We start from the raw sequence: 26,174 nt of genomic DNA on the forward strand, positions 1-26,174 counted from the left end.
GCGCCCAGGTCAACGGCGGGAATGTTCGCCAGGGAGCCCTGGAAACTGCCCACGGCGGTGCGGGTGGCGGCAACGATTACGACGTCTTGCATGATCGGGTCCTTGTGTTCGGTGGCGGGGACCTGTGGCGTGGTGCGGGTGTTGGCCGGGCGGCACAGGCACTGGAAATTGGCGAAATCATGGTTGCACACAACCCCGGGAGCCGGCCAATCGCGAACCGGCCGGTCGGGTTGTGCTTGAACGGTCGGTTTTTACAGGCCCATGCGTCGTTTCGCCCGGTGCACGGAACTGTCCCGTACCGCCCAGCGCAGCATCGGCGTGCTGCGCTTGACGCTGGCACGAATCAGTTGGCGTTGCAGCGGGTTCTGATTGACCTCGAGCATGGCGCTGGCCCAGTCCGGCAGCAGGTCGATGCCGGCCTGCATCATCAATGAACCGAAGGGTTTGGCCAGGCGGCTGGGGGCTGGGGCAGCCAGCAGCAGGCGCAGGACTTCCCGGCTGCGCTGGTCGCAGAGCAGTTGGGGGCGCATGGCCTGCAGGTAGTCGGCCACGGCGCGTCGCGAGCGCGGCACGTCCCGGGCTCCCAGGCGTTCGGCGATCAGGGCGATCTCGTCGTAGTAGCGATCCTGGTCAGCCCCGGAAAGATGAGGGTTGAGGTAACGCAAGTGCGCGGCAAGAAAGCTGCTGACCTCAGCCACGTGAACCCAGGTCAGCAGATCGGGGTCGCTGGCGGCATAGGGGCGGCCATCGGGGGCGGTGCCGACTATGTGCAAGTGAATGCTGCGTACCTTGTCGATCAGCCATTCGGCGTCCTGGCGGGAGCCGAAGGTGGTGCCGGAGATGAACTGCCCGGTGCGGCGCAGGCGGCCGATCATGTCTTGGCGAAAGTTCGAGTGATCCCAGACGCCGGCCAAGGCCAAAGGATGCAGGGCCTGCATCAACAGGGCGCTGATGCCGCCGATCAGCATGCTGCTGAAGTCGGCGTGCACCTGCCAACTGACGGACCCCGGCCCGAACAGGCCGGGGTCACCTTTGGGATGTTCCAGGTCGAGTTGGCCCAGAGACAGGCCGGACAGGCTCATGACCTGGCTTTCGATGCGGCTGCGAATGAATTCCATGACAGCTCGGTGTGGCTATTTAAAAAAGAAGCGCGGCGGATGCCGCGCCGGTTTCAAACGTTCAGGCGTTTGTCGATCAGGCCGTCCACCACGCTGGGGTCCGCCAGGGTCGAAGTGTCACCCAGGGTATCCAGTTCGTTGCAGGCGATCTTGCGCAGGATACGCCGCATGATCTTGCCCGAGCGAGTTTTCGGCAGGGCCGGAGCCCACTGGATCAGCTCCGGCTTGGCGAAACTGCCGATCTCGCGGCTGACCAGGGCCAGCAGTTCCTTCTTCAGTGCCTCGTCGGGCTCGACGCCCTGCATCGGTGTGACGAAGGCATAGATTCCCTGGCCCTTGAGATCATGGGGGTAACCGACCACCGCCGCTTCGGCGATGCTGTCGTGCAGCACCAGGGCGCTTTCCACTTCGGCGGTGCCGATGCGGTGCCCGGAAACGTTGATCACGTCGTCGATGCGCCCGGTGATCCAGTAGCTGCCATCCTCGTCGCGCCGGGCACCATCACCGGTGAAGTAATAGCCGGGGTAGGGAGCGAAATAGGTTTCGACCATGCGCTTGGGATCGCCATAGACGCTACGGATCTGCGCCGGCCAACTGGCCTTGATTGCCAGGATGCCGCTGCCTGCCCCATGGATTTCCTTGCCCTGGTCGTCCAGCAGCACCGGTTGTACGCCGAACATCGGGGTCGAGGCGCATCCGGGCTTGATCTGCCGGGCGCTGACCAGGGGGCTGAGCATGATGCCGCCGGTTTCGGTCTGCCACCAGGTATCGACAATCGGGCAGCGTTGTTCGCCGACCACGTTGAAATACCACTCCCAGGCTTCCGGGTTGATTGGCTCGCCGACGCTGCCGAGCAAGCGCAGGCTGGCGCGGGAGGTGTTCTGTAGCGGGGCGCTGCCTTCGCGCATCAGGGCACGCAGAGCGGTGGGCGCGGTGTAGAAGATGTTCACCTGATGCTTGTCCACCACCTCCCAGAAACGCGAGGTGCTGGGGTAGTTGGGCACGCCTTCGAAGATCAGCGTGGTCGCGCCGTTGGCCAGGGGGCCGTAGAGGATGTAGCTGTGGCCGGTGACCCAGCCGACGTCGGCGGTGCACCAGAAGACTTCGCCGTCGCGGTAGTCCAGCACGTACTTGAAGGTCATGGCGGCCTGTAGCAGGTAGCCGCCGGTGGTGTGCAGCACGCCCTTGGGTTTGCCGGTGCTGCCGGAGGTGTAGAGGATGAACAGCGGGTCTTCGGCGTCCATCGGCTCGGGGGCGCATTGGTTGCTGGCGCCAGCCACGGCCTGTTCATAGGGAATGTCGCGATCTGGCACCCAGTTCACCGGGTTGCGGGTGCGTTCGACCACCAGCACGCTGCTGACATCCGGGCAACTGAGCAGGGCCTTGTCGACGTTGCTCTTCAGCGGAATCAGTTTGCCGCCGCGCACGCCTTCATCGGCGGTGATCACGGTGCGGCAGTCGGCGTTGAGAATGCGGTCGCGCAGGGCCTCCGGCGAAAAACCGCCGAACACCACCGAATGCACCGCGCCGATTCGGGTACAGGCGAGCATGGCGTAGGCCACTTCGGGAATCATCGGCATGTAGATGCACACCCGGTCGCCCTTCTTCACGCCACGGCTTTTCAGCACGTTGGCCAGGCGGCAGACCCGGTCGTGGAGTTCCTGGTAGGTGATGCGCTGGGAGTCTGCCGGGTTGTCACCTTCCCAGATGATCGCCGCCTGATTGCCGCGTTTTTCCAGATGACGGTCGATGCAGTTGTAGCTGACGTTGAGTTGGCCACCGCGAAACCAGTTGGCCTCGCCGGTGCGCATGTCGTGGCTGTGGACGCTGTCCCAGGGGCTGCTCCAGTGCAGGAAGCGCCTGGCCTGCTCGGCCCAGAACTGGTCCGGTTGCTCAATGGACTGGCGGTAGAGGTGGTGGTAGTCGTCCTGGCTCATTTGTGCCGCCCGGCGGACGGCATCGGCTTTCGGAAAAGTGCTGATATCGAACATGACGGTTCCTTATTCTTGTTTTGCGACAAGTCATAAGGGTGCGCACAAGTGCCGGGAAGGTTCAAGTGGGGAAGGGCCGGGGCCCGGACAGGAGCCGGTGTGGCCGGCTCCTGGGGTGACAGGGTCGATCAGCCGCGGTGACGGCCGCGGAAGTAGTTGATCAGGCCTTGGGTCGATGCGTCGTCGGCCAGGGTTTCGTCGCTGCCGACCAGGCGGTTGTAGACGCCTTTGCCCAGCTCCTTGCCCAGCTCCACGCCCCACTGGTCGAAGGCGTTGATGCCCCAGACCACGCTTTGCACGAAGACCTTGTGTTCATACAGCGCCACCAGTGCGCCAAGGCGCCGCGGGCTGATGCGCTCCACCACCAGGGTGTTGCTCGGACGGTTGCCGGGAATCACCTTGTGCGGTGCCAGTTTCGCGATTTCGGCTTCGCTCAGGCCTTTCTCGCGCAGTTCGCTCTCGGCTTCGGCGCGGGTCTTGCCCAGCATCAGTGCCTGGCTCTGGGACAGGCAGTTGGCGTACAGCCACTGATGGTGGTCGGCCACCGGGTTGAAGCTGACGATCGGCACGATGAAGTCGGCCGGAATCAACTGGGTGCCCTGGTGCAACAACTGGTGGTAGGCATGCTGGCCGTTGCAGCCCACGCCGCCCCAGATCACCGGGCCGGTATCGGTGGCCACCGGAGTACCGTCCTGGCGCACGCTCTTGCCGTTGGATTCCATGTCCAATTGTTGCAAGTGCTTGGTGATGTTGCGCAGGTAGTGGTCGTACGGCAGGATCGCGTGGCTCTGCGCGCCCCAGAAATTGCCGTACCACACGCCCAGCAGAGCCAGCAGCACCGGCATGTTCTGTTCGAATGGGGCGCTCTGGAAATGCTGGTCCATGGTGTAGGCACCGGACAGCAGCTCCTTGAAGTTGGACATGCCGATGGCCAGGGCGATCGGCAGGCCGATGGCGGACCACAGCGAGTAGCGCCCGCCGACCCAGTCCCACATCGGGAAGATGTTCTCTTCGCGAATGCCGAAGGCCACTGCCGCCGCATTGTTGCTCGACACGGCGATGAAGTGGCGGTGCAGTTCGGCCTCCGAGCCGCCCTGGGCTAGGTACCAGGCCCGTGCTGCCTGGGCGTTCTTCAGGGTTTCGAGGGTATTGAAAGACTTGGAGGAAACGATGAATAGCGTAGTTTCTGCCCGGATTTTCGCAGAAAGCTCATGGAACTCGCTGCCATCGATGTTCGCCAGGTAATGGCAGCGCACGCCTTTCTGGGCGTAGGACAACAGCGCTTCGGAAACCAGCTCCGGGCCGAGGAAGGAGCCGCCGATGCCGATGTTCACCACGTCGGTGATGGGCTTCTCGGTGTAGCCGCGCCACAGGCCGTCGTGGATGCGGCCCACCAGCTCGGTGATCTGGTTCAGTACCTTGTGCACTTCGGGCATCACGTTGACACCGTTCACCGACAGCTTGTCGCCCACCGGGCGGCGCAGTGCGGTGTGCAAGGCCGGGCGGCCTTCGGAAGCGTTGACCAGTTCGCCGGTGATCATGGACTTGATGGCGTCTGAGAGGCCGACTTCCTTGGCCAGGTTCACCAGCAGGTCGCGGGTTTCGCTGGTGATCAGGTTCTTCGAATAGTCGAGAAACAGCCCGCAGCTGCTCAGGGTGAATTGGCTGAAGCGCTGCGGATCGGCATTGAACGCCTCGCGCATGCTGAAATCCTGCATGGCTTGGCGGTGGTCTTTCAACGCTTGCCAGGCGGGCAGAGCGGTAACGTCATGAGGAGTGCGGTAGTACGCCATCGCTGCGGTTTTCCTTTTGCTTGAACTGCCTTTTGGACACTGAAAAGCCCGGAACGTCCTGCGCGGTCTCAAGGACCCGTTGGGCCGGCCCTGTGCTGATACGTTTAATCACTCGGGGGGATAACAGTAACCCCGGCGTGCTGTTCTGTCTTGGCTTTGTCCGACTGGTGGCCAGTACTATTTTGTACTCAGCGAGCCTGCCTGGTCTGGATTCGGGCTTTCAATGGGTAGAAATAGGGGGAAGCGTCAGGCGACCTGATCCGCAATCGCAGGGCTGGTAAGGCTCTGCTCATTGCCAGGGGCCATATGCAGCATGCGCGGCTTGAAACCGAGCAGTTCGGCTTCACTGCAGGGAGCATAGGTACAGAGGGTCGCTCGATCACCGACCTTGGCCTTGAACATGATGGTGTACATGGGGGGTTCCCTGGGGCGGATCCTTGAACGGGGCCCGCAGTCATGGGCTGCAGGCCCCAGCCGGCGGCAGTTTGCCCGAAGGTTGGAGTTCGGGCAATCGGGCGTTCATGCCGGTGTGTCGAGGTCCAGGTGCAGGTTGTCGATCAACCGTGTCGCGCCCAGATAGGCTGCCACAAGAATCACCAGTTCACGGTCTTGCGCGGTGGCTGGACGCAGGTTCTGTGCCTGGCGGATTTCCAGGTAGTCACGGCGCAGACCGGCGGCTTCAAGCTGCTGCTGTTGTTCGGCCACAAGCTTGGGATAGTCGCGTTCGCCGCTCCTGATGGCCTGGGCAATCTGGCTCAGGCTGCGGTACAGCACCGGGGCGATAGCGCGCTGCTCTTCGCTCAGGTAGCCGTTGCGCGACGACAGGGCGAGGCCGTCGGCGGCACGTACCGTTGGCTCACCGATGATCTGGATCGGCATGTTCAGGTCGTGCACCAGGGCCCGAATCACTGCCAACTGTTGGTAGTCCTTCTGGCCAAACACCGCGAGATCGGGCTGGACCATGTTGAACAGCTTGCTGACCACTGTAGCCACGCCTTCGAAATGCCCGGGACGGCTGGCGCCGCACAGGCCTTCGGACAGCTGGGGAACGCTGACCCGGGTCTGCCCGGCCATGCCGTCGGGGTACATTTCTTCGACGGTGGGGGCAAACAGCAGGTGGCAACCGGCTTCCAGCAATTTTTCCTGGTCGGCGGCGAGGGTGCGTGGGTACTTGTCCAGGTCTTCGCCGGCACCGAACTGCAGTGGGTTGACGAAGATGCTGGCGACCACGAAGTCCACCCGCTGGGCGGCTTTGGCCACCAGGGCGGCGTGGCCACTGTGCAGGTTGCCCATGGTGGGCACGAAGCCGATCCGCTTGCCCTCACTGCGCGCGCGGGCGACCGCGGCGCGCAATTCGCGCACGGTTTTGACTGTATTCATGCAGAGAACCCGTGTTCGGCGCCAGGGAAGGTGACGGCTTTGACTTCTTCGACATAGGCGCTCAAGGCGGCCTGGATACTGTCCTTGCCTGCCATGAAGTTCTTCACGAACTTCGGCGAGCGACCACTGAGGGACAGCCCCAGCATGTCGTGGAGCACCAGGACCTGGCCGTCGGTAGCATTGCCCGCACCGATACCTATTACCGGGATCTTCACCGCCTGGGTGATTTCCGCCGCCAGCTCGCTGGGCACGCACTCCAGCAGCAGCATTGCCGCGCCGGCCTGCTCCAGGGCGATGGCATCGGCACGCATCTGCCGTGCCTGGCTTTCATTGCGGCCCTGGACCTTGTAGCCGCCCAGAACGTTCACGGTCTGTGGCGTCAGCCCCATGTGCACGCAGACCGGCACTCCACGCTCGTTCAGCAGGCGCACCGGCTCGGCCAGCCAGGCTGCGCCTTCGATCTTGAGCATATGGGCGCCGGCCTGCATCAGCTGGGCCGAACTGCTCAGGGCCTGTTCAGTGGTGGCGTAGGACATGAATGGCAGGTCGGCCAGGATCAGTGCCCCGTTGTTGCCGCGCTTGACCGCCGCGACGTGATAGGCCATGTCAGCGGTGCTGACGGGCAGGGTGCTGTCGTGTCCTTGCAGCACCATGCCCAAGGAGTCGCCTACCAGCAGGACTTCGACGCCTGCCTCGCAGCAGGTGTGGGCGAAGGTGGCGTCGTAGCAGGTCAGCATGGTGATTTTCTCACCTTTCTGCTTGAGGCTTTGCAGGGTGGTCAGAGTGATATCTGGCATGAAAGGGGTCCTCATTTCAGGCGCTTTGGAAACTACTGCGAGTAACGCGCGTGATTCTTCGTTATTCAGGCGCACGGTCTTTTGTCGTGCTTATACAGCCTGGTTCCAAGCGATTTGAACGGGCTTGCGGGAGTCGCGCCTGTGGCGTCGGGCCCATCATTCTGTGCCCAGAAGAGGTGCCATGCCAGCGGGTGCCACCGCCGTTGCACAACTGCCCCTGCCTGGCGTTTCCCGGGCTCGCCGCGAACCGGCCTCACTTGAATTGCGCCCTTTAGCGCCGTGATGGCGGCAACGGGACGCCTATAGTCGTGAGGAGAACTCGGGAAGTCAATTAGATGTGTTACCGCATTGTTACGCTGCCAGTGTTACCGCCGTTACTGATGCGTTTCAGCGGTCAGGCCAGGCGTTCCAGGCCGACAAATGGGCAGGCAGCGAGCAGTTCGTGCAGGGTGCGGCCGTCAGCCAGTTGCAGGTCGGCAGGGGCCAGTTCCGCCAACGGGTAGAGCACGAAGGGGCGCGCCTGCATGTGGTAATGGGGGACTTTGAGGCGGGGTTCGTCGATCAGTCGATCGCCGAACAACAGGATGTCCAGATCCAGGGTACGTGGGCCCCAGCGCTCATTTCGCTCGCGGCCTTGCTGGTTTTCGATGGCCTGCAAGGCGTCCAGCAGGGCTAGCGGCGCCAGCGCGCTGTCCAGCGCCGCGACGGCGTTGGTATAGCGTGGCTGGCCTGGGAGCAATGAGTCGCTCTGGTAGAAGGCCGATACGCCGTGCAGGCGGCTTTCGGGCAACTGCGCGAGGGCCTCGATGGCACTGCGCAGTTGTGCTTCAGGGGCTGCCAGATTGCTGCCCATGCCGATATAGATGCGTTCCATCTATTACTCGCCCGATGCGCCGCTGCTGCGCTTGCGCTTGGCACCGCTGCTGCGCCGGCGCTTGCGTGGCGCGCCACTGGAGTCTTCCTTGCCGCTGAGGTCGCGGATCATGTCGCGGCGTTCGGCGTCATTGGCGTCCTGATAGTCGGTCCACCATTCTCCCAGGCCATCGGTCTGCTCGCCGGCGCTTTCGCGCAGCAGCAGGAAGTCGTAGCCGGCGCGGAAGCGCGGATTGTCCAGCAACTGGTCGGCGCGCTTGCCGCTGCGCCGTGGCAGGCGTTCCTGCATATCCCAGATTTCGCGGATCGGCATGGTGAAACGCTTGGGAATAGCGATGCGCTGGCACTGTTCGGCGATCAGCTCGTGGGCGGCTTCCTGCATGGCCGGAATCGGCGGCATGCCACGCTCCTGCAGGCGCAGCACCCGGGCCGGCAGGGCTGGCCAGAGCAGGGCGGCGAACAGGAAGGCTGGGGTCACCGGCTTGTTCTGCTTGATCCGCAGGTCGGTGTTGACCAAGGCTTCGCTGATCAGCGTATGGGTGTAGGTCGGGTTGTACTCCAGGGCTTCGGCGCTGGCCGGGAACAACGGGTCGAACAGTTGCAGGTCCACCAGCATTTCGAAGGTGTCCGCCGCGTAGCCGGAGAGGAACAGCTTGAGCACTTCTTCGAACAGGCGCGCCGAGGGGATTTCCCGCAGCATCGGTGCCAGTTCGCGAATGGGTGCGGCGGTGTGTTTCTCGATGCCGAAGTTCAGTTTCGCTGCAAAGCGTACTGCCCGAAGCATACGTACCGGGTCTTCCTGATAACGCTGGCGAGGATCGCCGATCAGGCGGATCAGGTTGTTGCGAATGTCGTGTACGCCATTGGCGTAATCGAGAATGCGTTCGCTGACCGGATCGTAGTACAGGGCATTGATGGTGAAGTCGCGACGTTGCGCGTCCTCTTCCAGGGTGCCATAGACGTTGTCCCGCAGGATCCGCCCGCTTTCGTTGCGCGATGACTGGTTACTGTCCTCGTCGTCTTCGTTTTGCGGGTGATTGGCGCGGAAAGTCGCAACTTCGATGATTTCGCGACCGAAGTGGATGTGCACCAGCTTGAAACGCCGGCCAATGATGCGCGCGTTACGGAACTCGGCCTTGACCTGTTCCGGCGTGGCGCTGGTGGCGACGTCGAAGTCCTTGGGGGTGATATTGAGCAGCATGTCGCGCACGCAGCCACCCACCAGGTAGGCCTGGTAGCCGGCGTTCTGCAGGCGTTCGACGATATTCACCGCATACCGGCTGAACTGGGCACGTTGCAGCGAATGCTGGCTGCTATTGAGCACTTCAGGCGTGCTGCGTTTATGTTGCGTACGACGCAAGGGAGAACGGAATGACTGGAACAGCTTCTTCAGCATGGGATGCACTGTTTGAAGGAATATTCGGCCAAAACGAAGAGTGGCCGCATGATGGGCGGGGATTCTAGCATTTAGTCGAAGGATGGTGTAGGAAGCTGCCGCAACTTGTACAGGCTGGCGCTGAGCTGCGGTTTGGCGAGGTTGGATGGGGGGCGGGGGAGTGAAAACACGAATTCCGGAAACCACAAGGGGAGCCGAAGCTCCCCCAGAATAGTTGCGTGCTCTATTTTTATTATTGGTTTCGGGCTTCTTGTTTTTGTTAAACGCCCTTGTCATCTGGTTTACCCAGGATGACCCTCCCAATCGGGAGCCAAGAGCAAACGGATTGCTTTGATCGCTGAGTTGCAATGACCTTTCGATCCAACCAGTTCAGGCTCTGCCTTAGGGCAGTTTTTGTTGTTCTCGGCCTGGTTGTGGGGCAAGCCCCAAATACAACGCCTCTCCAAAAGAATCAGTTAGCTGCGCCTCCGCCGTGTTGTTTTTATTATGCGTGAGTCGATTCGTCTTATTTTTATTGTCTTGTGCATTGCTTGTTATTGTTCTTGTACCAAACATATAGCAGGTGCCGTGCCAACTTTTGCGATCCCCAGTAAAACAAGGGGTTAGGCGTGCCGTTGGGTGTTTTTCAGGGCAAAAAAAACCGGGGCTTCGTTACCTTTAGCCCCGGTTCCTGTTACGTGCGATGGAGCAGGTAACAGTTTTTTTCACAAAAGCGAGTGTTACCCGCGTTTTCGTCAGCCGTGGTTCAGCTTTCGCTGGCGACCCCACTCTTGCGCCGTGGGATGCCCAGGCGCTGACGACGTTCCCACAGGCACTTGCGGCTGACGCCCAGTTTGCGTGCCAGCTCGGTCTCGGTCATGTGGTCCTGGTGTTCGAGGACGAAGTGCTGGAAGTAGTCCTCCAGGGACAGGTCTTCGGTCGGTTCGTGGCTGGTGTTACCCGCTTGTGGGGGCAGGCCGACGAAGTCGTCGTCTTCCAGGTCGCTCAGTTCGATGTCGATGCCCAGCAGGTCGGCCGAGATTTCCGGGCTTTCGCACAGAATGACCGCACGCTCGACAGCGTTCTCCAGTTCGCGCACGTTCCCCGGCCAGGAGTAATGGCGGATGGCCTGTTCTGCATCGGCGGCGAACTTAAGGTCCGTGCGGCCGACGCGTGCGCTCTGGCGGGCCAGAAAGGCATTGGCAATTTCATTGACGTCTGCACCGCGCTCACGCAGGGCCGGCAGTTTCAGGGCAATCACGTGCAGGCGGTAGTACAGGTCTTCACGGAACTGGCCTATTTTCGACAGGCTTTTCAGGTCGCGGTGAGTGGCTGCAATCAGGCGCACATCGACTTTCTGTGACTGTACCGAGCCGACACGGCGGATCTCGCCTTCCTGCAGTACTCGCAGCAATCGCGCCTGCGCCTCCAGCGGTAGCTCGCCAATCTCGTCGAGGAACAGGGTGCCGCCGTCCGCAGCTTCTACCAGGCCGGCACGGCCGGCGCTGGCCCCGGTGAACGCGCCTTTCTCGTGGCCGAACAGTTCGGACTCGATCAGGGTTTCCGGAATGGCTGCGCAGTTCACCGAAATCATCGGTGCCTTGGCACGCTTGGACAGGTTGTGCAGGGCCCGGGCTACCAGTTCCTTGCCGGTACCGGATTCACCCTGAATCAGTACATTGGAGTCAGTGGGCGCCACTTTGCGGATCTTGCTGTACAGATCCTGCATGGGAGCGCAGGAACCGATGATGCCGATTTCGCCATTGTTGTTGCCCGCACCGGCCCGCTCCGCAGTGGCGCCAGCCTTGGCGGCCGGACGGTCTGGCGGGGCATTTTCGGCGCTTTGCCGATCCCGCAGGATCCGCGCCACGGCCTGGAGCATTTCATCGTGATCGAACGGCTTGGCGATGTAGTCCACCGCGCCCATTTTCATCGAGTCCACGGCTGAGCGCAGGCTGGCGTAGCTGGTCATGATCAGCACCGGAGTGCCCTGGCCGAGCTTGATCAATTCGGTGCCCGGGGCGCCTGGCAGGCGCAAGTCACTGACGATCAGATCGAAAGTGGGAATGCTGAAGCGTTCCTGTGCCTCCTGCACTGAGCCGGCTTCGCTGACCTGGTACTGGTTGCGTTCCAGCAGGCGGCGCAGGGCGGAGCGGATAATGGTTTCGTCTTCGACGATCAGAATATGCGGCATTGATTCAATTCTCTCGACGGTCTCAGTTCACAGCGGACGTCGCTTCGACATGACGCGGTAAAGTCACCCGGATACGGGTGCCGCGTTGGCTTTGAGGATCGGCCGGGCTGTCGATGGTGATTTGTCCATAATGCTCTTCAACGATGGAATAGACCAGTGCAAGGCCCAGACCGGTGCCTTCCCCAGGGTCCTTGGTGGTGAAAAACGGTTCGAACAATCGGTCCATGATGTTCTTCGGAATGCCGCTGCCTTCGTCCTCCACGATCAGGTCGACCGTGTGCTCGAAAGCCTCGCTCTTGACGCGTACCGCGCTGCCAGGAGGGGAGGCGTCGCGGGCGTTGGAAAGGAGGTTGATCAGTACCTGGGCAAGGCGCTGGGGATCACCGTCGACCCAGTGGTCGGGATCGCACAGGTTGAAGAACTGCACCTCGAAATTGCGCCGGTTCAACGCTAGCAGGCCAATGGCGTCCTGGGCCACTTCGGCCAGGCACACCGCCTCGTCGTTGTGCTGATGGCTGCCGGCGTGGGCGAAGCTCATCAGCGACTGGACGATGCGCGAGATGCGTTTGGTCTGTTCGAGGATCTGCTCGCTGATTTCCGTCAGTTCGCCGTCCTCTTCCCGTTCTTCGCGCAGGTTCTGCGCCAGGCAGGCGATGCCGGTAATCGGGTTGCCGATCTCATGGGCCACCCCGGCCGCCAGGCGCCCGATGCTGGCCAGGCGTTCGGAGTGCACCAGCTTGTCTTCCAGGGTCTGGGTTTCGGTCAGGTCTTCCACCAGCAGTACCAGGCCGCTGTTGCCCGGGGCCAGAGGCTCATCGATGGCGGCCTTGTGCAGGTTCAGCCAGCGGGTCTGGCCATCGAGGGCCAGGTGCTGTTTGTGCAAGTGTTCGTCCGGCAGGTTGATAAAGCCCTGCAGCAGGTCCTTCCACGGGTTGGTAATGGTGCTCAGGCGTGAGCCCACCACGTGCTGGGCTGGTATGCCTGTGAGCTCCTCCATGGCCTTGTTCCACATGAGGATCTCCTGGTCCTTGGCCAGGGAGCAGACTCCCATCGGCAGCTCTTGCAGGGTTTGCCGGTGATAGCGGCGCAGTGCATCGAGCTCGGCGGCCAGGCCGGTGAGGCGTGAGTGGTAGTCCTCCAGCCGGCTTTCGATGAAGTGGATGTCCTCGGTGACGTAGTTTTCTCCACCGGCCTTGTAGGGCAGGAAGGTTTCCACCATGTCCTGGGCGACGCTGGGGCCCATCAACCCGGACAGGTTGGCTTCGATGCGGTCGCGCAGGCGCCGCAGGGCGTAAGGTCGGCGTTCGTCAAAGGGCAGATACAGATCACGCAGGGCCTGCTCCACTTCCTTCTGGGCTGCCTTGGCCCCCAGCGGCTTGGCCAGTTGGGTGGCGAACTCCTGGGGCGAGGCGGCGTGCAGTTCCCGGCGCTGCGGACGGCGCACGTTGTCCACGGCACAGGCTTCGGCGGCGCTGGCCTCCTCGGTGCTGGCATTGGTGAACAGCGAGATCAGGGTGAACATCAGGACGTTGGCCGCCAGCGAGGCGATGGCCGCCATATGCCAACTGGTGTCGTCCAGGACGTAGATCATGTTCAGCAGCGGGATGTAGAAACCCTGCAGGTTGCCGATCAAAGGCAGCAGCATGGTCACCAGCCACACCAGGATCCCCGCCAGCAGGCCGGCGATGAAGCCCCGACGGTTGGCGGTTGGCCAGTACAGTACCGACAGCACGCCCGGAAGAAATTGCAGGGTGGCGACGAAGGCCACGATCCCCAGGTTGGCCAGGTCCTGCTCGGCGCCCAGCAGCAGGTAGAAGGCGTAGCCGGCCATGATAATGGCGACGATCAGGGCGCGGCGGGTCCACTTCAGCCAGCGGTAGATGTTGCCCTCCGCCGGCGGCTGGTAGAGCGGCAGCACCAGGTGGTTCAGGGCCATCCCCGAGAGCGCCAGGGTGGTGACGATGATCAGGCCGCTGGCGGCCGACAGCCCGCCGACATAGGCCAGCAGAGCCAGGGCCGGGCTGTTGGCGGCGATGCCGATGCCCAGGGTGAAGTATTCCGGGTTGGTGGTAGCGCCGAGCTTGAGGCCGGCCCAGAGAATCAGCGGCACTGCCAGGCTCATCAGCAGCAGGAACAGCGGCAGCCCCCAACTGGCGCTGACCAGGGCGCGAGGGTTGAGGTTCTCGGTAAAGGTCATGTGGTACATGTGCGGCATGACGATCGCCGAGGCGAAGAACACCAGTAGCAGGGTGCGCCACGGGCCTTCCTGAAGGGGTGTATGCAGTGCGGCAAGGGCAGTCTGGTTCTGCAGCAGCCAGAGTTCCAGTTGCTGCGGGCCGTCGAATACCCCGTACAGCGCGTACAGGCCGACACCGCCAATGGCGATCAGCTTGATCACCGATTCAAAGGCAATGGCGAACACCAGGCCTTCATGTTTTTCCCGGGTGGCGATATGCCGCGAGCCGAAGAAGATCGTGAACAAGGTGATCAGCGCGCAAAAGCTCAGCGCCACCCGATGCTGCACCGGCTCGTGGGTGAGAATGCCAATGGAGTCGGCCACGGCCTGGATCTGCAGCGCCAGTAATGGCAGCACGCCGATCAGCATGAAGATCGTGGTCAGCGCACCGGCCCAGGTACTGCGAAAACGGAAGGCGAACAGGTCGGCCAGGGATGACAGCTGGTAGGTGCGGGTGATTTTCAGGATCGGGTAGAGCAGTACCGGTGCCAGCAGGAAGGCCCCGGAAACCCCCAGGTAACTGGACAGGAAGCCATAGCCGTACTGGTAGGCCAGGCCGACCGTGCCGTAGAACGCCCAGGCGCTGGCATAGACCCCGAGTGACAGGGTGTAGGTCAGCGGGTGGCGAATGATCGAGCGGGGGATCATCCCGCGCTCACTGATCCAGGCAACGCCGAACAGCACCGCCAGGTAGGCGGCGCTGATCAGGATCATCTGGGTCAGGCTAAAGCTCATCGGCATCTTTTTGGCTCTGCAGGATGAAGGTCACGACGATCAGAATCAGCCAGAGCAGATACGGGCGATACCAGGCGCCAGTAGCATCGATCCACCAATCCATGATGGCGGGGGAGAACAGATAGATCCCCACTACCAGGAGCAGGACCAAGCGATAGATGTACATCTCGGCCTCTCTTTATTGTGTGCGTGCCCGAAAACGTGCGGCGATGGTAACGGATGGGCGCCAAGCTGCAAGTGGCGTCAGCTTAATTGCGCTTCCGGCACGCTCAGTGTGCGTGGAATCAGGGCGGCATCCCAGTGGGCCATGCCCCAGGCCATTATCTGCGCGACGCTGGCGCCATCGAGGTCGGCCGGTGGTTTCTGGCCCAGTGCCCGCAGGGCGCGCAGCAGCAGGGGCGGGGCCTGATCCTCGGTCAGCGGGGGCGAGCGGTAGGACTTGCCCAGTTTGTGCCCGTCCGGCTGGGTGATCAGCGGTACATGCAAGTAGCGGGGCTGGGAAAGGCCCAGCAGTTCCTGCAGGTACAGCTGGCGCGGTGTGGAATCCAGCAGGTCGGCGCCGCGCACGATATCAGTGATGCCTTGCCAGGCATCGTCGAGCACCACGGCCAGTTGGTAAGCGTAGAGACCATCGCGGCGGCGGATCACGAAGTCCCCCACTTCCCGGCCCAGGTGCTGGCGGTATTCGCCCTGGACCCGGTCGACGAAGCGATACTCCAGTTCGGGTACCCGCAGGCGGATCGCGGCGTCGTCCTGGGCGTGGCCGAGGTTGCGGCACAGTCCCGGGTAAATGCCATGGTAGGGCTCCAGCTGTTTGCGCGAACAGGTGCAGGCATAGGCCAGGCCCTGCTGGAACAGGCGATTGAGGACTTCGCCATAGGCGTCGTGGCGATCACTCTGGCGGATCATCTGCCCGTCCCATTCGAAGCCGTAGCTTTCCAGAGCCTTGAGAATGGCCGCCTGGGCACCGGGCTCTTCCCTGGGCGGGTCAAGGTCCTCCATGCGCAGCAGCCAGCGGCCGCCGACGGCGCGGGCATCAAGATAGGAGGCAAGCGCGGCAACCAGAGAGCCGAAATGCAGATAGCCGCTGGGAGTGGGGGCGAAGCGCCCGATGTACGAGGAAGAGGTGGAGGCAGTCATGGAGCGGATGTTACTTCGTCTGGCCCCGGGGTGACGATGGTGCCGGGGGATCGCTTTGGCGAGCGGGCTTGCTCTTGCAGGGAAGGTAGAAACGAAAACGGAGCGTGGGTACGCTCCGTTTCAGGTTCCAGCCGGCGATTATTTGCCGACCTGTTTTTCCTTGATTTCCGCCAGTGTCTTGCAGTCGACGCACATGTCGGCGGTTGGGCGGGCTTCCAGCCGGCGGATGCCGATCTCGACGCCGCAGGATTCGCACCAGCCGTATTCTTCGTCTTCGATCAGTTGCAGGGTCTTGTCGATCTTCTTGATCAACTTGCGCTCGCGATCGCGGGCCCGCAGTTCGAGGCTGAACTCTTCTTCCTGGCTGGCACGGTCAGCCGGGTCGGGGAAGTTGGCCGCTTCGTCTTTCATGTGATCAACAGTGCGGTCGACTTCCTGCATCAAGTCCTGTTTCCACTTGTTCAGGATCTTGGTGAAGTGCTCGCGCATGGGCTTGCCCATGTACTCTTCGCCCGCAGTTTCAACGTAAGGTTCAAAACCGCTGATCGATTGAATCTGTTGCTTTGCTTGGGTGGGCATGAATGGACCGCCTCTACTCTTGTAATCCATTGCGCAGGATTGCTCCATCTCCGACACTTGCCGGCCCTGCGGCTGCAAGCGGGCGAACTTACCAGATCAAACCAGAGCGCGCTACTCCCGGTTGTCGAGCCTATGTCCTGCTTCGTCCATGGATATGGGAAAAGCCTGACATGGCTTGCTGATCGGTTCGTTCAATCATTGATTTTAGTCAAGTCTGCGGGTTGTGTTGGCGCCAGTTGGCGCAAGCAACAGACCGCTCGGATCCGCCTGGGTTCTCCCGGGCTTGATCAGATGGGTAGAATCGGTCCTTTGCTCCCCCCTCGAATCAATGAAGGAAGGCTAATGGCTCAGCCCTACAGTGCGCGTAGTCGCGCTATCGAACCTTTCCATGTCATGGCCTTGCTGGCCCGCGCCAATGAGCTGCAAGCCGCCGGGCATGATGTGATTCACCTGGAAATCGGCGAACCGGACTTCACCACCGCCGAGCCGATCATCAAGGCCGGGCAGGCCGCGCTGAGTGCCGGCAAGACGCGCTACACCGCAGCCCGCGGAATTCCCGAGCTGCGAGGGGCGATTTCCGGCTTCTATCAGCAGCGTTACGGCCTGGACATCGATCCCGAGCGGATCATGATCACCCCCGGTGGTTCCGGTGCCCTGCTGTTGACCAGCAGCCTGCTGGTGGACCCGGGCAAGCACTGGCTGCTGGCGGACCCGGGTTATCCGTGCAACCGGCATTTTCTGCGTCTGGTGGAAGGCGCTGCGCAGTTGGTCCCGGTGGGGCCGGATGTGCGTTACCAACTGACGCCGGACCTGGTGGAGCGCTATTGGGATCAGGACAGCGTGGGCGCCCTGGTGGCCTCGCCGGCGAACCCCACCGGCACGGTCCTGAGCCGGGACGAGTTGGCGGGGTTGTCCACCGCGATCAAGGCTCGCAACGGGCATCTGGTGGTGGACGAGATCTACCATGGCCTGACCTATGGCACCGATGCCGCCAGCGTTCTGGAAGTGGATGACAGCGCTTTCGTCCTGAATAGTTTCTCCAAATATTTCGGCATGACCGGCTGGCGCCTGGGCTGGCTGGTAGCTCCGCCGGCAGCCGTGGGTGAACTGGAAAAGCTGGCACAGAACCTCTATATCAGTGCGCCGAGCATGGCCCAGTATGCTGCGCTGGCGTGCTTCGAGCCGCAGACCCTGGATATCCTCGAGGAGCGCCGCGCCGAGTTCGGGCGCCGCCGGGATTTCCTGCTGCCAGCCTTGCGTGAGTTGGGTTTCGGCATCGCTGTGGAGCCTGAAGGGGCGTTCTACTTGTACGCGGACATCAGCGCCTTCGGCGGTGATGCCTTCGCCTTTTGCCGGCACTTCCTGGAAACCGAGCACCTGGCCTTTACCCCTGGCCTGGACTTCGGTCGGCATCAGGCTGGCCATCATGTGCGCTTTGCCTATACCCAGAGCCTGGAACGCCTGCAGGAGGCGGTTGAGCGTATCGCCCGTGGCCTGCAGAGCTGGCACGCCTGATGCGCTTCGATCCTCCCCTGGAAGAGGGGCGTCTGCTGCGTCGTTACAAGCGCTTCCTGGCGGACATCGAAACCACCACCGGCGAGCTGTTGACCATCCATTGCCCCAATACCGGCTCGATGCTTAATTGCATGGTCGAGGGCGGGCAGGTGTGGTTCAGCCGCTCCAATGACCCCAAGCGCAAGTTGCCGGGCACCTGGGAAATCAGCGAAACCCCCCAAGGCCGCCTGGCCTGCGTCAACACCGGGCGGGCCAACGGGCTGGTGGAAGAAGCCTTGCGGGCGGGGCTTATCAGCGAGTTGAACGGCTTCACCGGGCTCAAGCGCGAGGTGCCTTACGGGCAAGAGAACAGCCGTATCGATTTTCGCCTGGATTACCCGGACGGTCCGGCGTACGTCGAGGTCAAAAGCGTCACCCTGGGCTTCGATGGCACGCCGGTGGCAGCGTTTCCCGATGCCGTGACCCAGCGCGGCGCCAAGCATCTGCGGGAACTGGCGAGCCTGGCCCGGGAGGGCATGCGGGCGGTTCAGCTGTATTGCGTCAATCTTTCGGGCATCGACGCGGTGCGGCCGGCGCAGGAGATCGATCCGGGTTACGCCGCTGCCCTGCGCGAAGCCCGCGCGGCGGGGGTTGAGGTGCTGGCCTATGGTGTGTGCCTGACGGCCGAGCAAGTGTGCATCGACCGACGTCTTCAAGTGTTGCTCGGGGATTAGAGGTCCACCCAGATCCCCTGGCTGTCTTCATGGCAGCCGATGCTCTCTAGGAACTGGCCGGCGCAAGGTCCGGCCACGCACTCTCCGCTCTCGATCAGAAACAGGGCGCCATGGGTGGCGCACTGGATCAGGCTGGCGCTGGGGTCGAGGAACTGGTCAGCTCGCCACTCCAGCGCCACTCCCCGGTGCGGGCAGCGATTGGCATAGACATAGGCTCGCTGCTCGCGCCGCACGGCGAACAGCTTCAGCCCGGAGAGCTGGAAGCCCCGGCTGCCGGCTTCGGGCAGATCGTTGCCGGCGCAAAGAAATTTCATGGCTATCCTCTTGGTCCGAAGGCTCTGCGTCCAGGCTGTCACAGTTTCTTTCCGGCTGCAGGATGAAACATGTCGGCGCTTGACGGCTAAATGAAAACAATTATCAAATGGCCGCTCCGCCCGTTACGGGACGTTTGTTCCTTTCGATGCCCGGCCTGTCCGGCATGTCACATGGACAGCAGCTGCGCGGGCCCCCACTTTAATGAAGGAAATGTTCTTATGCGCCTGAGTGCCTGCGCCATTGCGTTCTGTGCCGGATTGCTGGTGAGCCAGTGGGCCACCGCTGATGAGTTGCCGCAGCGTTGGGTCAGTGCCGGTGGGGCCTTGTCCGAGTGGATAACGGCTCTGGGGGCCGAGTCCAAGCTGGTGGGCGTCGATACCACCAGCCAGCACCCGGAGTCGCTCAAGGCGCTGCCGAGCATCGGCTATCAGCGTCAGTTGTCGGCCGAAGGCATTCTCAGCCTGCGGCCGCAGATTCTGGTGGGTACCGAGGAGATGGGGCCGCCGCCAGTGCTTTCGCAGATCCGCGGTGCCGGGGTCAAGGTCGAACTGTTTTCCGCCCAGGCCGACTTGCCGACCTTGCAAGCTACCCTGCAGCACTTGGGGCTATTGCTGGGCCGAGAAGAGCAGGCCGGGCAACTGTTCCAGGGCTATCAGCAACAACTTGGGCAGCAGCAGGCGTGGGTCGCCCAGGCTCAAGCGCAGCACGCGGCGCCCGGGGTGCTGTTGTTGCTCGGGCATGCCGGCGGCAAACCCCTGATCGCCGGCAAGGACACCGCCGCGAATTGGCTATTGCAACAGGCCGGTGGGCGCAACCTGGCGACTCATACTGGCTATAAACCATTCTCGGTCGAATCCCTGGCGGGCTTGAATCCGGATGTACTGGTGTTCTCCGATCGCAGCCTGACCGGCGATGCCGCTCGTGCCGCACTGTTCAAGGAGAACCCGGTGCTGGCATCCACACCGGCGGCCAAGGCCGGGCGGGTGGTGGAACTGGACCCGACCTTGCTGGTGGGAGGCCTGGGCCCTCGCTTGCCTGATAGCCTGAAACGCCTCTCCAGCGCCTTTTATCCCCAGGCCAAGCCGGCCCAATGAGTCGTCTGGTCAAGCCTCGAACACTGTTTATCGGGCTGGGCGTCCTGTGTCTTGTGGCGATCTGGCTGTCCCTGGCCCTGGGCCCTGTCAGCCTGCCCTTGTTTGATACCTTGCGTGCCGCCTTGCGCCTGCTTGGATTGCCGATCGACGGCCAGGGCCTGGAGCAGGCGGAACTGATCCTGGGACAGATTCGCTTGCCCCGGACTCTGCTCGGTCTTGCGGTGGGCGGAGTTCTGGCGCTGTCCGGGGTCGCCATGCAGGGGCTGTTTCGCAACCCCCTGGCAGACCCGGGGTTGGTGGGGGTTTCCAGTGGTGCAGCATTGGGTGCGGCCATCGCCATTGTTGGCGGCTCGATGTTCGGCGGCCTGCCAGAGGCTGTCGGCCCTTATTTGCTCTCCCTGTGTGCCTTCCTTGGCGGCCTGGGGGTGACGGCGCTGGTGTATCGCCTGGGGCGGCGCAACGGGCAGACCCATGTGGCAACCATGCTGCTGGCGGGGATTGCCCTGACGGCGCTGGCCAGTTCGGCGGTGGGGTTGTTCACCTATCTGGCGGACGATGCCACGTTGCGCACTCTGACTTTCTGGAACCTGGGCAGCCTGAATGGTGCCAGTTACCAGCGCTTGTGGCCCTTGCTGCTGGTGACCGCCGCGGTTGCGCTGTGGCTGCCGCGCCGGGCCAAGGCGTTGAATGCACTGCTGTTGGGCGAGTCCGAGGCCAAGCACCTTGGCATCGATGTCGAAGGTCTCAAGCGCGAGCTGGTGTTCTGCACCGCGCTGGGTGTGGGCGCTGCCGTGGCGGCGGCGGGAATGATCGGTTTTGTCGGCCTGGTGGTGCCGCATCTGGTGCGACTGTTGTCCGGTCCGGATCACCGAACCTTGCTCCCGGCCTCGATCCTGGCCGGAGCCAGCCTGCTGCTGTTGGCTGACCTGGTGGCGCGCCTGGCGCTGGCGCCTGCCGAGTTGCCCATCGGTATCGTCACGGCCTTTATCGGTGCGCCATTCTTTCTGTACCTGTTGTTGCGAGGGCGTGCCTGATGCTGCGAGTCGAGAACCTGCATGTGCGGCGCGGAGGCAAAGACGTCCTGGCTGGCATCGACCTGCAGTTGCTGCCGGGCGAGGTGCTGGGAGTCCTCGGCCCTAATGGTGCAGGTAAAAGCAGCCTCTTGGGGGGCTTGAGTGGTGAACTGGCGGCTCATCAGGGACAGGTGCTGCTGGATGATCAGGAACTGGCTCATTGGTCGGGCGCCGAGCGTGCGCAGCGCCTGGCAGTGCTGCCCCAGGCTTCGAGCCTGGATTTCGCCTTTCGTGTGGAGGAGGTGGTGGCGCTGGGGCGTTTGCCCCATCAGACCGGGCGCGTGCGTGACGAGGAAATCGTCGACGCTGCTTTGAATGCTGCCGATGTGGCGCACCTGTCGGGGCGCAGCTATCTCGCGCTGTCCGGCGGCGAGCGCCAGCGGGTGCATCTGGCGCGGGTCCTGGCGCAACTGTGGCCGGGCCAGCCAGGGCACAACCTGCTGCTGGATGAGCCCACTTCTGCACTCGACCCCTTGCACCAGCACGTCACCTTGCAGGCCATTCGAGCCTTCGCCGACCGCGGCGCGGCGGTGCTGGTCATCCTGCATGACCTGAATCTGGCTGCGCGTTATTGTGACCGGGTCTTGTTGCTCGAAGGCGGCCGCCCGCATTCATTGGGAACACCGACCGCGGTACTGCGGCCCGAGCCCCTGAAGGCGGTGTTCGGCCTGGAAGTTCTGGTGCAGGAGCATCCCGAACGCGGGCACCCGTTGATCATCGCCCGCTGAGGCGAAGCCCGGAGAGACCTGATGCGCGTATTGCCATTGTTGCTGGCCATGCTGCTGGCCGCCTGTCACAGCATGCCGGGGATCCTGCCGCCGCCGGTGGCTTCGGCGCCCGGCAGTATCATTGAGCTGCGCAGTGCCAAGGCGCTGACCCCTGTCGAACTGGTAGGGCGCCTGGCACGGGCTCCCCGAGTGATCATTGGCGAGCAGCATGACAATCCCGATCATCATGCCTTGCAACTCTGGCTCTTGCGCTCCATGGCCCGGGAGCGGCCACAGGGCAGTCTGTTGCTGGAAATGCTCAACCCGGATCAGCAGCCAGAAGTCGATGGGGTAAAACGCTCCATTGATGGGGGGCGTTTGCCTGATGACCTACCCGGCAGGTTGGCCTGGCAATCAGGCTGGGACTGGAGTCTCTACGGCCCGCTGGTGGGTTTTGCCCTGCGTCAGCCCTATCCCTTGCTCGCTGCCAATCTGGATCGCCAGGAGGTGCGTGCCATTTATGCACGGGCGCCCGTCCTGACCGGCACACGGAGCAACGCACCGTCGGTGATCGAGGCATTGGCCGGGCAAATCCGCGAATCGCACTGTGGCTTGCTGCCGGAGAGCCAGGTGCCGGCAATGCGGGCGGTGCAGCAGCAACGGGACCGGCGCATGGCTGAACAGCTGCTGGCGGCTCCGGCTCCGGCCCTGTTGCTGGCCGGGGCGTTTCACGGTCGCAAGGATCTTGGCGTGCCCCTGCATCTTGCCGATCTGGACCGAAGCCAGGAGGTGGTGGTGTTGATTCTGGCGGAGCAGGGGCAACAGGTTGCCGCGGCATCGGCCGACTACGTCTGGTATACGCCGCCCCAGCCCGCCAAGGATTATTGCGCGCAACTGAGGCCCTGATCGGAGGGCTTTTCTGCGGGCAAAAAAAGACCCGGCAAGAGCCGGGTCAAATAACCGTGATTAGCCTGATGAGGAGATAATCTGAGAGTCCGAACCACTGGTCTTCCAGGTTATCGACTGATCTCGCGACCAGTTGTGATAATCATAACGATTCTCATTTCGAAGTCAACAAGGCTTTTCAGATTTCTGCATATTTTGCCAAACGTCCGTTTGGATCTGCCTGGAATCCGGGGTCAGTTCGGGTTGTTCAAGGTCATGAGCCGGGTCACTTCCTTGTTCAACAGGTCGATGCGGCGCGCCATGCTTTCGATCAGGCTGTGGGCAATGCGCGGATTGCTCTGGGTCAGGCTGAGAAACTGGTCCTTGGGAATCAGCATGATGGTGCTGGGTTCGCTGGCGATCACGCTGGCGCTGCGTTTTTCTCCGGTGAACACTGCCATGGCGCCGAAAATCTCGTCCTTGGGGACGTCGCCGACCTTGTGCCCGTCGACGAAGGCCTGTGCATGGCCTTCGAGTATTACAAACACATGATCTGCCTCATCCCCCTGGGTAATCAGCCTTTCGCCCGCCTCCACGCGCTTGAAGCCGTTGCTGCTGCGCAACTCTGGCGGCTTGAGACGGGCAATGGCATCGGACAGCAGGGCGGTCTGGCCGATCAGGTACTGTACGAGCAGTTCCGAGCGTTGTACGTCGGCCTGGATGTGCCGAAACACTTCAGTCCTCAGATAGGGAATCAGTTGCAGCGGCGTATCGCAGTGCAGTTGCCACTGCGGGAGTTCGATGCCGCGCCGCAGCCCCACCAGGTCGCCTTCATGCAGGTAGAACAGTGGCCGCTCTTCGACACTGGCCTGGATCACGCCACTTGCCAGCAGGAACAACTGGTCGCCGGGCAATACGCTGGACAGCTCAGCGATGGGGCCAAGTTCCAACGTCGGGCCGCTGGGCGCAAGCCCGTCCAGCAATTGCGGCGGAATGCTCTGCAGTCTGTTGATCAAGGCGTCGGCGTAAGTCGGCTGCTCCCCCATTAGATACATTTGGCTCTGCCAGTCAGTTTTTGTGACGAGAGGAAATGGCGTCCAGTTGCTTGTTCAACGCCTCTTTGCGTTCGGCGGGAAGGTCGTTCCAGTGCATGTCCATCAGGGCGCCCTCAATGGCATAGAGCAAGACTTTCGACGCACGAAAACCACGGGTCCGCACGGCCCGGTAGGCGTCCACCGCACCCAGGCGGCGCAAGTCGGAAGCGCTATGGATGCCCACTGCATGCAGCCATTGTGCCGATGTCTTGCCAAGGTTCTTCAGGTGTTGCAGTTCATCATTCATTAAGCCTCCTGGCGATGGCCGAATGGTGAGTGGGCAGCCTCAGAGGAGTGTAGCGCTCAGTAGAAAACGCGCTGTTCTTTGGTCGGGTTTGGCGCAAATGCTTCTAAGGGCGCAGCGGTGAAGCTCGAAGGGAGGGGGGGCAGGCCATGCGAAGGGCGGGGTGCAGGCGAGAAAGCGGACCAGGTCCGGCGCTGAACAGAACGCCGGACAAAGACGGGCGGCGGGGTCAGCGAGTGCGGTAACGCAGGCGAGTGCCGAAATTGACCGACATGAGAATCTCGTCGGCACTCAGTTCCACCGGAAAGTAGGCGCCGGAAATCTGTGCATGGGCGAGGCTGGCGCCTTCCATGGACGAGTTTCTCAAGTCCAGCCCCCGCAGATCCGCGGAGCGAAAGTAGGCGTCAGTGAAATCGATGCCTTGTGCGTTCAGTTCCCGCAGGTCGAGGCCGCGGAAATCCCCGCCGCGCATGTCGATGGGTTGATCTTTCGGGCGTTCGCGGTTGAAGCCGACGATGTCGTCTTTATGCAGCAGGGCGTAAAGCGGAGTGTCGAGAAGTTTCGGTTGGCTCATGGCGACGTCACCAGTGTTGGATTTATGACGCCAGTATAGTGCCACTATTTTTCAGCCGTGAAGTCTTTGCCACTTCACGGCTGAAATGACCGTTTACAGGCCAGGGAGGCGTTGGCGAATGTTGGCAACCAGGGCGTCCAGGCTGCCGCTTTCGTTGGTTTCTATGCGCTTGCTGCGCAGCAGCTCTTCGTCGGTCAGCGCTTCGCGAGTGGCTTGCTGGTTGGCAATCACTTCCAGAGTGGCGTCGGATGGATCGTTCTGATCGGCCTGGCGCTGGGCCAGCCAGCTGGCAACCACTGCCTCAGGAGCGTTGCAGTCGATGATCAGGCAGGGCGTACCAGTGGCCTCGGCCACTTTGGCCGCGGCATCGCGCTGGGCACGTTTGAGGTAGGTCGCGTCGATCACTACCGGGAAGCCGGCACGCAGGATGGTTTCGGCGATTTCATGCAGGCGCGCGTAGGTGGCGCTGCTGGCTTCGCTGCTATAGATGCCAGCGTGTGGGTCGTTGGGCACCTGTTGCTCGCCGAACAGGCGCTTGCGCTCTACGTCGGAGCGCAGGCGAACGGCGCCCAGTGCCTCTACCAGGCGCATGGCCACGCGGCTCTTGCCGACCGCCGAAATGCCTGAGGTGATGGCCAGGAAGCGCGATGGAATGGTGCTGTAGCTCTCCGCCAGATTGGCGTAGTTGCGGTACTGGCGCAGGGTGGTAGCGCGCTGCACCGGCGTGGCATCGGCAGGCATGCTGAACAGACTGACCTTGGCGCGTACCAGGGCACGGTAGGCCTTGTAGAAATTGAGCAGCTCCAGGCCCTGGTAGTCGCCGGTCAGCTCCAGGTACTGGCTGATGAAGCGTCGCGCCAGGCTCTTCAGACCGCGGTCTTCCAGGTCCATGGCAAGGAAGCCGGTATCGGCGTAGACGTCGGTGAAACGAAACGGTTCGTTGAATTCGATGCAGTCGAAAATCACCACCTTGCCGTCGATCAGGGTGGCGTTGCCCAGGTGGATATCGCCATGGCATTCACGGATGAAACCTTCGCTCTTGCGTTGGGCCAGCAGAGGCTTGAGGCGTTCGAAGCTGGTTTCGGCCCAGGCCTCCAGGGCTTCAAGTTGTTGCAGGTCGGCCTTGTCGCTGAGGAACGGGCGGATTTGCTCGAAGTTCTGACGCACCGGAGCCATCACGCTCTCCGGGGTGCCGGCTTCATGCTCAGCTGGAACCTTGGGCGCGTTGAGGTGGAAGTGGGCGATCTGCCTGGCCATCTCATCGATGTGCGCAGTGGTCAGCTCGCTGTTGGCCTGCAAGGTGCTGAGCAACTGGCTTTGCGGGAACTGACGCATTTTCAGTACGTATTCGATAGCCGGACCATCGCCGCCCAGTACCGGGGCTTCGGCGCTACCGGTAATCGGCAGGACTTCCAGGTAAAGGTCCTCGGTCAGGCGCTGGTTCAGGCGCAACTCTTCGCCGCAGAAGTGTTCGCGGGCGTCCAGGCTGGTGAAGTCGAGGAAGCCGAAATTGACCGGCTTCTTCACTTTATAGGCAAAGGGGCCGGTGAGCAGAACCCAGGAGATGTGGGTTTCGATGACCTGAAACCCTTCTACGGGATGAGGAAACAAGGCGGGGTTTTGCAGGGCAGCGATCAGTGACTGGCTCACAGGCGATCCTTCAGAGTCGGGAAAATCGAGGGCGTCATTATGGCCGCTGAACGCACTAAGGCAAACCTCGGGTGGCGCATGTTGACGATGAATAAAGTG

24 protein-coding genes and 1 pseudogene are annotated in these 26,174 nt (G+C 62.4%); 6 read left to right on the forward strand and 19 right to left on the reverse strand.

What is annotated here, in order from left to right; genetic code table 11:
• The 14 genes and pseudogenes from BM382_RS32155 to dksA all read right to left on the reverse strand — a co-directional run.
• A partial coding sequence (locus tag BM382_RS32155) for a hypothetical protein (protein WP_233447046.1) occupies positions 1-92 on the reverse strand: 92 nt, incomplete at its 3' end.
• Between the two features lie 159 nt (positions 93-251).
• Positions 252-1,118 carry an oxygenase MpaB family protein gene (locus tag BM382_RS31015; RefSeq protein ID WP_011063515.1) on the reverse strand — a complete coding sequence of 289 codons (867 nt, stop codon included), beginning with the start codon at positions 1,116-1,118 and terminating at the stop codon, positions 252-254.
• Positions 1,119-1,171: 53 nt separating this feature from the next.
• Positions 1,172-3,109: an acetate--CoA ligase gene (acs, locus tag BM382_RS31020; RefSeq protein WP_065363673.1), complete on the reverse strand. Its 1,938-nt coding sequence runs from the start codon at positions 3,107-3,109 to the stop codon at positions 1,172-1,174.
• Between the two features lie 128 nt (positions 3,110-3,237).
• The gene (gene pgi / locus BM382_RS31025; protein WP_011063513.1) at positions 3,238-4,902 is read right to left on the reverse strand and encodes a glucose-6-phosphate isomerase; all 1,665 of its coding nucleotides are present in this window, start codon (positions 4,900-4,902) and stop codon (positions 3,238-3,240) included.
• 246 nt (positions 4,903-5,148) lie between these two features.
• Positions 5,149-5,298: pseudogene (locus BM382_RS31030) on the reverse strand (aspartate 1-decarboxylase); the annotation flags it as partial.
• Between the two features lie 123 nt (positions 5,299-5,421).
• Positions 5,422-6,282, reverse strand: coding sequence for a pantoate--beta-alanine ligase (gene panC, locus BM382_RS31035; RefSeq protein ID WP_072445060.1), 861 nt, complete (start codon positions 6,280-6,282; stop codon positions 5,422-5,424).
• Positions 6,279-7,079, reverse strand: coding sequence for a 3-methyl-2-oxobutanoate hydroxymethyltransferase (panB, locus tag BM382_RS31040; RefSeq protein WP_011063511.1), 801 nt, complete (start codon positions 7,077-7,079; stop codon positions 6,279-6,281). Before panB ends, panC begins: the two co-directional genes overlap by 4 nt.
• A gap of 394 nt (positions 7,080-7,473) precedes the next feature.
• Positions 7,474-7,953, reverse strand: a complete 480-nt coding sequence (gene folK / locus BM382_RS31045) for a 2-amino-4-hydroxy-6-hydroxymethyldihydropteridine diphosphokinase (RefSeq protein WP_011063510.1) — start codon at positions 7,951-7,953, stop codon at positions 7,474-7,476.
• 3 nt (positions 7,954-7,956) lie between these two features.
• Positions 7,957-9,348 carry a polynucleotide adenylyltransferase PcnB gene (locus BM382_RS31050; protein WP_072445062.1) on the reverse strand — a complete coding sequence of 464 codons (1,392 nt, stop codon included), beginning with the start codon at positions 9,346-9,348 and terminating at the stop codon, positions 7,957-7,959.
• A gap of 745 nt (positions 9,349-10,093) precedes the next feature.
• The gene (locus BM382_RS31055) at positions 10,094-11,521 is read right to left on the reverse strand and encodes a sigma-54-dependent transcriptional regulator (protein ID WP_011063508.1); all 1,428 of its coding nucleotides are present in this window, start codon (positions 11,519-11,521) and stop codon (positions 10,094-10,096) included.
• 22 nt (positions 11,522-11,543) lie between these two features.
• Positions 11,544-14,498 (reverse strand): sensor histidine kinase, encoded by a 2,955-nt coding sequence (locus tag BM382_RS31060; protein WP_011063507.1) that lies wholly within the window; start codon positions 14,496-14,498, stop codon positions 11,544-11,546.
• Positions 14,482-14,658: a hypothetical protein gene (locus BM382_RS31065; RefSeq protein WP_003176118.1), complete on the reverse strand. Its 177-nt coding sequence runs from the start codon at positions 14,656-14,658 to the stop codon at positions 14,482-14,484. Before BM382_RS31065 ends, BM382_RS31060 begins: the two co-directional genes overlap by 17 nt.
• A 77-nt stretch (positions 14,659-14,735) precedes the next feature.
• Positions 14,736-15,632 carry a tRNA glutamyl-Q(34) synthetase GluQRS gene (gluQRS, locus tag BM382_RS31070; RefSeq protein WP_011063505.1) on the reverse strand — a complete coding sequence of 299 codons (897 nt, stop codon included), beginning with the start codon at positions 15,630-15,632 and terminating at the stop codon, positions 14,736-14,738.
• A gap of 138 nt (positions 15,633-15,770) precedes the next feature.
• The gene (dksA, locus tag BM382_RS31075) at positions 15,771-16,211 is read right to left on the reverse strand and encodes an RNA polymerase-binding protein DksA (RefSeq protein ID WP_011063504.1); all 441 of its coding nucleotides are present in this window, start codon (positions 16,209-16,211) and stop codon (positions 15,771-15,773) included.
• Between the two features lie 342 nt (positions 16,212-16,553).
• Here dksA and BM382_RS31080 point away from each other — a divergent pair, with 342 nt between their 5' ends.
• Together BM382_RS31080 and sfsA are read left to right on the forward strand one after the other, a co-directional pair.
• Positions 16,554-17,726 (forward strand): pyridoxal phosphate-dependent aminotransferase, encoded by a 1,173-nt coding sequence (locus BM382_RS31080; RefSeq protein ID WP_072445064.1) that lies wholly within the window; start codon positions 16,554-16,556, stop codon positions 17,724-17,726.
• Complete coding sequence (gene sfsA, locus BM382_RS31085) at positions 17,726-18,439, forward strand: DNA/RNA nuclease SfsA (RefSeq protein WP_072445066.1); 714 nt, start codon at positions 17,726-17,728, stop codon at positions 18,437-18,439. Before BM382_RS31080 ends, sfsA begins: the two co-directional genes overlap by 1 nt.
• Here sfsA and BM382_RS31090 read toward each other — a convergent pair.
• Positions 18,436-18,753 (reverse strand): Rieske (2Fe-2S) protein, encoded by a 318-nt coding sequence (locus BM382_RS31090; RefSeq protein ID WP_072445068.1) that lies wholly within the window; start codon positions 18,751-18,753, stop codon positions 18,436-18,438. The genes sfsA and BM382_RS31090 overlap by 4 nt on opposite strands.
• A 219-nt stretch (positions 18,754-18,972) precedes the next feature.
• Between BM382_RS31090 and BM382_RS31095 the strand changes: the two genes are divergently transcribed.
• From BM382_RS31095 to BM382_RS31110, 4 genes are read left to right on the forward strand one after another with little or no spacing between them, the layout of a single operon-like run.
• Positions 18,973-19,848 (forward strand): heme/hemin ABC transporter substrate-binding protein, encoded by an 876-nt coding sequence (locus tag BM382_RS31095; protein WP_072445070.1) that lies wholly within the window; start codon positions 18,973-18,975, stop codon positions 19,846-19,848.
• Entirely contained in the window at positions 19,845-20,882 is a 1,038-nt protein-coding gene (locus BM382_RS31100; protein ID WP_011063499.1) for a FecCD family ABC transporter permease, read from the forward strand. The genes BM382_RS31095 and BM382_RS31100 overlap by 4 nt, the downstream gene beginning before the upstream one ends.
• Positions 20,882-21,649 (forward strand): heme ABC transporter ATP-binding protein, encoded by a 768-nt coding sequence (locus tag BM382_RS31105; RefSeq protein ID WP_072445072.1) that lies wholly within the window; start codon positions 20,882-20,884, stop codon positions 21,647-21,649. The genes BM382_RS31100 and BM382_RS31105 overlap by 1 nt, the downstream gene beginning before the upstream one ends.
• A 21-nt stretch (positions 21,650-21,670) precedes the next feature.
• Complete coding sequence (locus BM382_RS31110) at positions 21,671-22,534, forward strand: ChaN family lipoprotein (protein WP_072445074.1); 864 nt, start codon at positions 21,671-21,673, stop codon at positions 22,532-22,534.
• 233 nt (positions 22,535-22,767) lie between these two features.
• Here BM382_RS31110 and BM382_RS31115 read toward each other — a convergent pair whose 3' ends face one another.
• The 4 genes from BM382_RS31115 to BM382_RS31130 form a co-directional block, all read right to left on the reverse strand.
• A complete protein-coding gene (locus tag BM382_RS31115) occupies positions 22,768-23,568 on the reverse strand; it encodes a Crp/Fnr family transcriptional regulator (RefSeq protein ID WP_072445076.1) in 801 nt (266 codons plus the stop codon).
• A gap of 13 nt (positions 23,569-23,581) precedes the next feature.
• Positions 23,582-23,854 carry a TfoX/Sxy family protein gene (locus BM382_RS31120; protein ID WP_011063495.1) on the reverse strand — a complete coding sequence of 91 codons (273 nt, stop codon included), beginning with the start codon at positions 23,852-23,854 and terminating at the stop codon, positions 23,582-23,584.
• A 226-nt stretch (positions 23,855-24,080) separates the two neighbouring features.
• On the reverse strand, positions 24,081-24,425 hold the full coding sequence (locus BM382_RS31125) for a pentapeptide repeat-containing protein (RefSeq protein ID WP_011063494.1): 345 nt from the start codon (positions 24,423-24,425) through the stop codon (positions 24,081-24,083).
• Positions 24,426-24,518: 93 nt separating this feature from the next.
• Positions 24,519-26,075, reverse strand: coding sequence for a bifunctional aminoglycoside phosphotransferase/ATP-binding protein (locus BM382_RS31130; RefSeq protein WP_072445078.1), 1,557 nt, complete (start codon positions 26,073-26,075; stop codon positions 24,519-24,521).
• Positions 26,076-26,174: the final 99 nt, after the last annotated feature.

This window comes from Pseudomonas sp. NFPP25, assembly GCF_900116505.1.
GTDB lineage: Bacteria > Pseudomonadota > Gammaproteobacteria > Pseudomonadales > Pseudomonadaceae > Aquipseudomonas > Aquipseudomonas protegens.

What these genes read in the sequence shown, in the direction of transcription:
- BM382_RS31015 (WP_011063515.1), bottom strand. Translation starts at nt 1,118, where the DNA reads ATGGAATTCATTCGCAGCCGCATCGAAAGCCAGGTCATGAGCCTGTCC.
- acs (WP_065363673.1), bottom strand. Translation starts at nt 3,109, where the DNA reads ATGTTCGATATCAGCACTTTTCCGAAAGCCGATGCCGTCCGCCGGGCG.
- pgi (WP_011063513.1), bottom strand. Translation starts at nt 4,902, where the DNA reads ATGGCGTACTACCGCACTCCTCATGACGTTACCGCTCTGCCCGCCTGG.
- panC (WP_072445060.1), bottom strand. Translation starts at nt 6,282, where the DNA reads ATGAATACAGTCAAAACCGTGCGCGAATTGCGCGCCGCGGTCGCCCGC.
- panB (WP_011063511.1), bottom strand. Translation starts at nt 7,079, where the DNA reads ATGCCAGATATCACTCTGACCACCCTGCAAAGCCTCAAGCAGAAAGGT.
- folK (WP_011063510.1), bottom strand. Translation starts at nt 7,953, where the DNA reads ATGGAACGCATCTATATCGGCATGGGCAGCAATCTGGCAGCCCCTGAA.
- BM382_RS31050 (WP_072445062.1), bottom strand. Translation starts at nt 9,348, where the DNA reads ATGCTGAAGAAGCTGTTCCAGTCATTCCGTTCTCCCTTGCGTCGTACG.
- BM382_RS31055 (WP_011063508.1), bottom strand. Translation starts at nt 11,521, where the DNA reads ATGCCGCATATTCTGATCGTCGAAGACGAAACCATTATCCGCTCCGCC.
- BM382_RS31060 (WP_011063507.1), bottom strand. Translation starts at nt 14,498, where the DNA reads ATGCCGATGAGCTTTAGCCTGACCCAGATGATCCTGATCAGCGCCGCC.
- BM382_RS31065 (WP_003176118.1), bottom strand. Translation starts at nt 14,658, where the DNA reads ATGTACATCTATCGCTTGGTCCTGCTCCTGGTAGTGGGGATCTATCTG.
- gluQRS (WP_011063505.1), bottom strand. Translation starts at nt 15,632, where the DNA reads ATGACTGCCTCCACCTCTTCCTCGTACATCGGGCGCTTCGCCCCCACT.
- dksA (WP_011063504.1), bottom strand. Translation starts at nt 16,211, where the DNA reads ATGCCCACCCAAGCAAAGCAACAGATTCAATCGATCAGCGGTTTTGAA.
- BM382_RS31080 (WP_072445064.1), top strand. Translation starts at nt 16,554, where the DNA reads ATGGCTCAGCCCTACAGTGCGCGTAGTCGCGCTATCGAACCTTTCCAT.
- sfsA (WP_072445066.1), top strand. Translation starts at nt 17,726, where the DNA reads ATGCGCTTCGATCCTCCCCTGGAAGAGGGGCGTCTGCTGCGTCGTTAC.
- BM382_RS31090 (WP_072445068.1), bottom strand. Translation starts at nt 18,753, where the DNA reads ATGAAATTTCTTTGCGCCGGCAACGATCTGCCCGAAGCCGGCAGCCGG.
- BM382_RS31095 (WP_072445070.1), top strand. Translation starts at nt 18,973, where the DNA reads ATGCGCCTGAGTGCCTGCGCCATTGCGTTCTGTGCCGGATTGCTGGTG.
- BM382_RS31100 (WP_011063499.1), top strand. Translation starts at nt 19,845, where the DNA reads ATGAGTCGTCTGGTCAAGCCTCGAACACTGTTTATCGGGCTGGGCGTC.
- BM382_RS31105 (WP_072445072.1), top strand. Translation starts at nt 20,882, where the DNA reads ATGCTGCGAGTCGAGAACCTGCATGTGCGGCGCGGAGGCAAAGACGTC.
- BM382_RS31110 (WP_072445074.1), top strand. Translation starts at nt 21,671, where the DNA reads ATGCGCGTATTGCCATTGTTGCTGGCCATGCTGCTGGCCGCCTGTCAC.
- BM382_RS31115 (WP_072445076.1), bottom strand. Translation starts at nt 23,568, where the DNA reads ATGTATCTAATGGGGGAGCAGCCGACTTACGCCGACGCCTTGATCAAC.
- BM382_RS31120 (WP_011063495.1), bottom strand. Translation starts at nt 23,854, where the DNA reads ATGAATGATGAACTGCAACACCTGAAGAACCTTGGCAAGACATCGGCA.
- BM382_RS31125 (WP_011063494.1), bottom strand. Translation starts at nt 24,425, where the DNA reads ATGAGCCAACCGAAACTTCTCGACACTCCGCTTTACGCCCTGCTGCAT.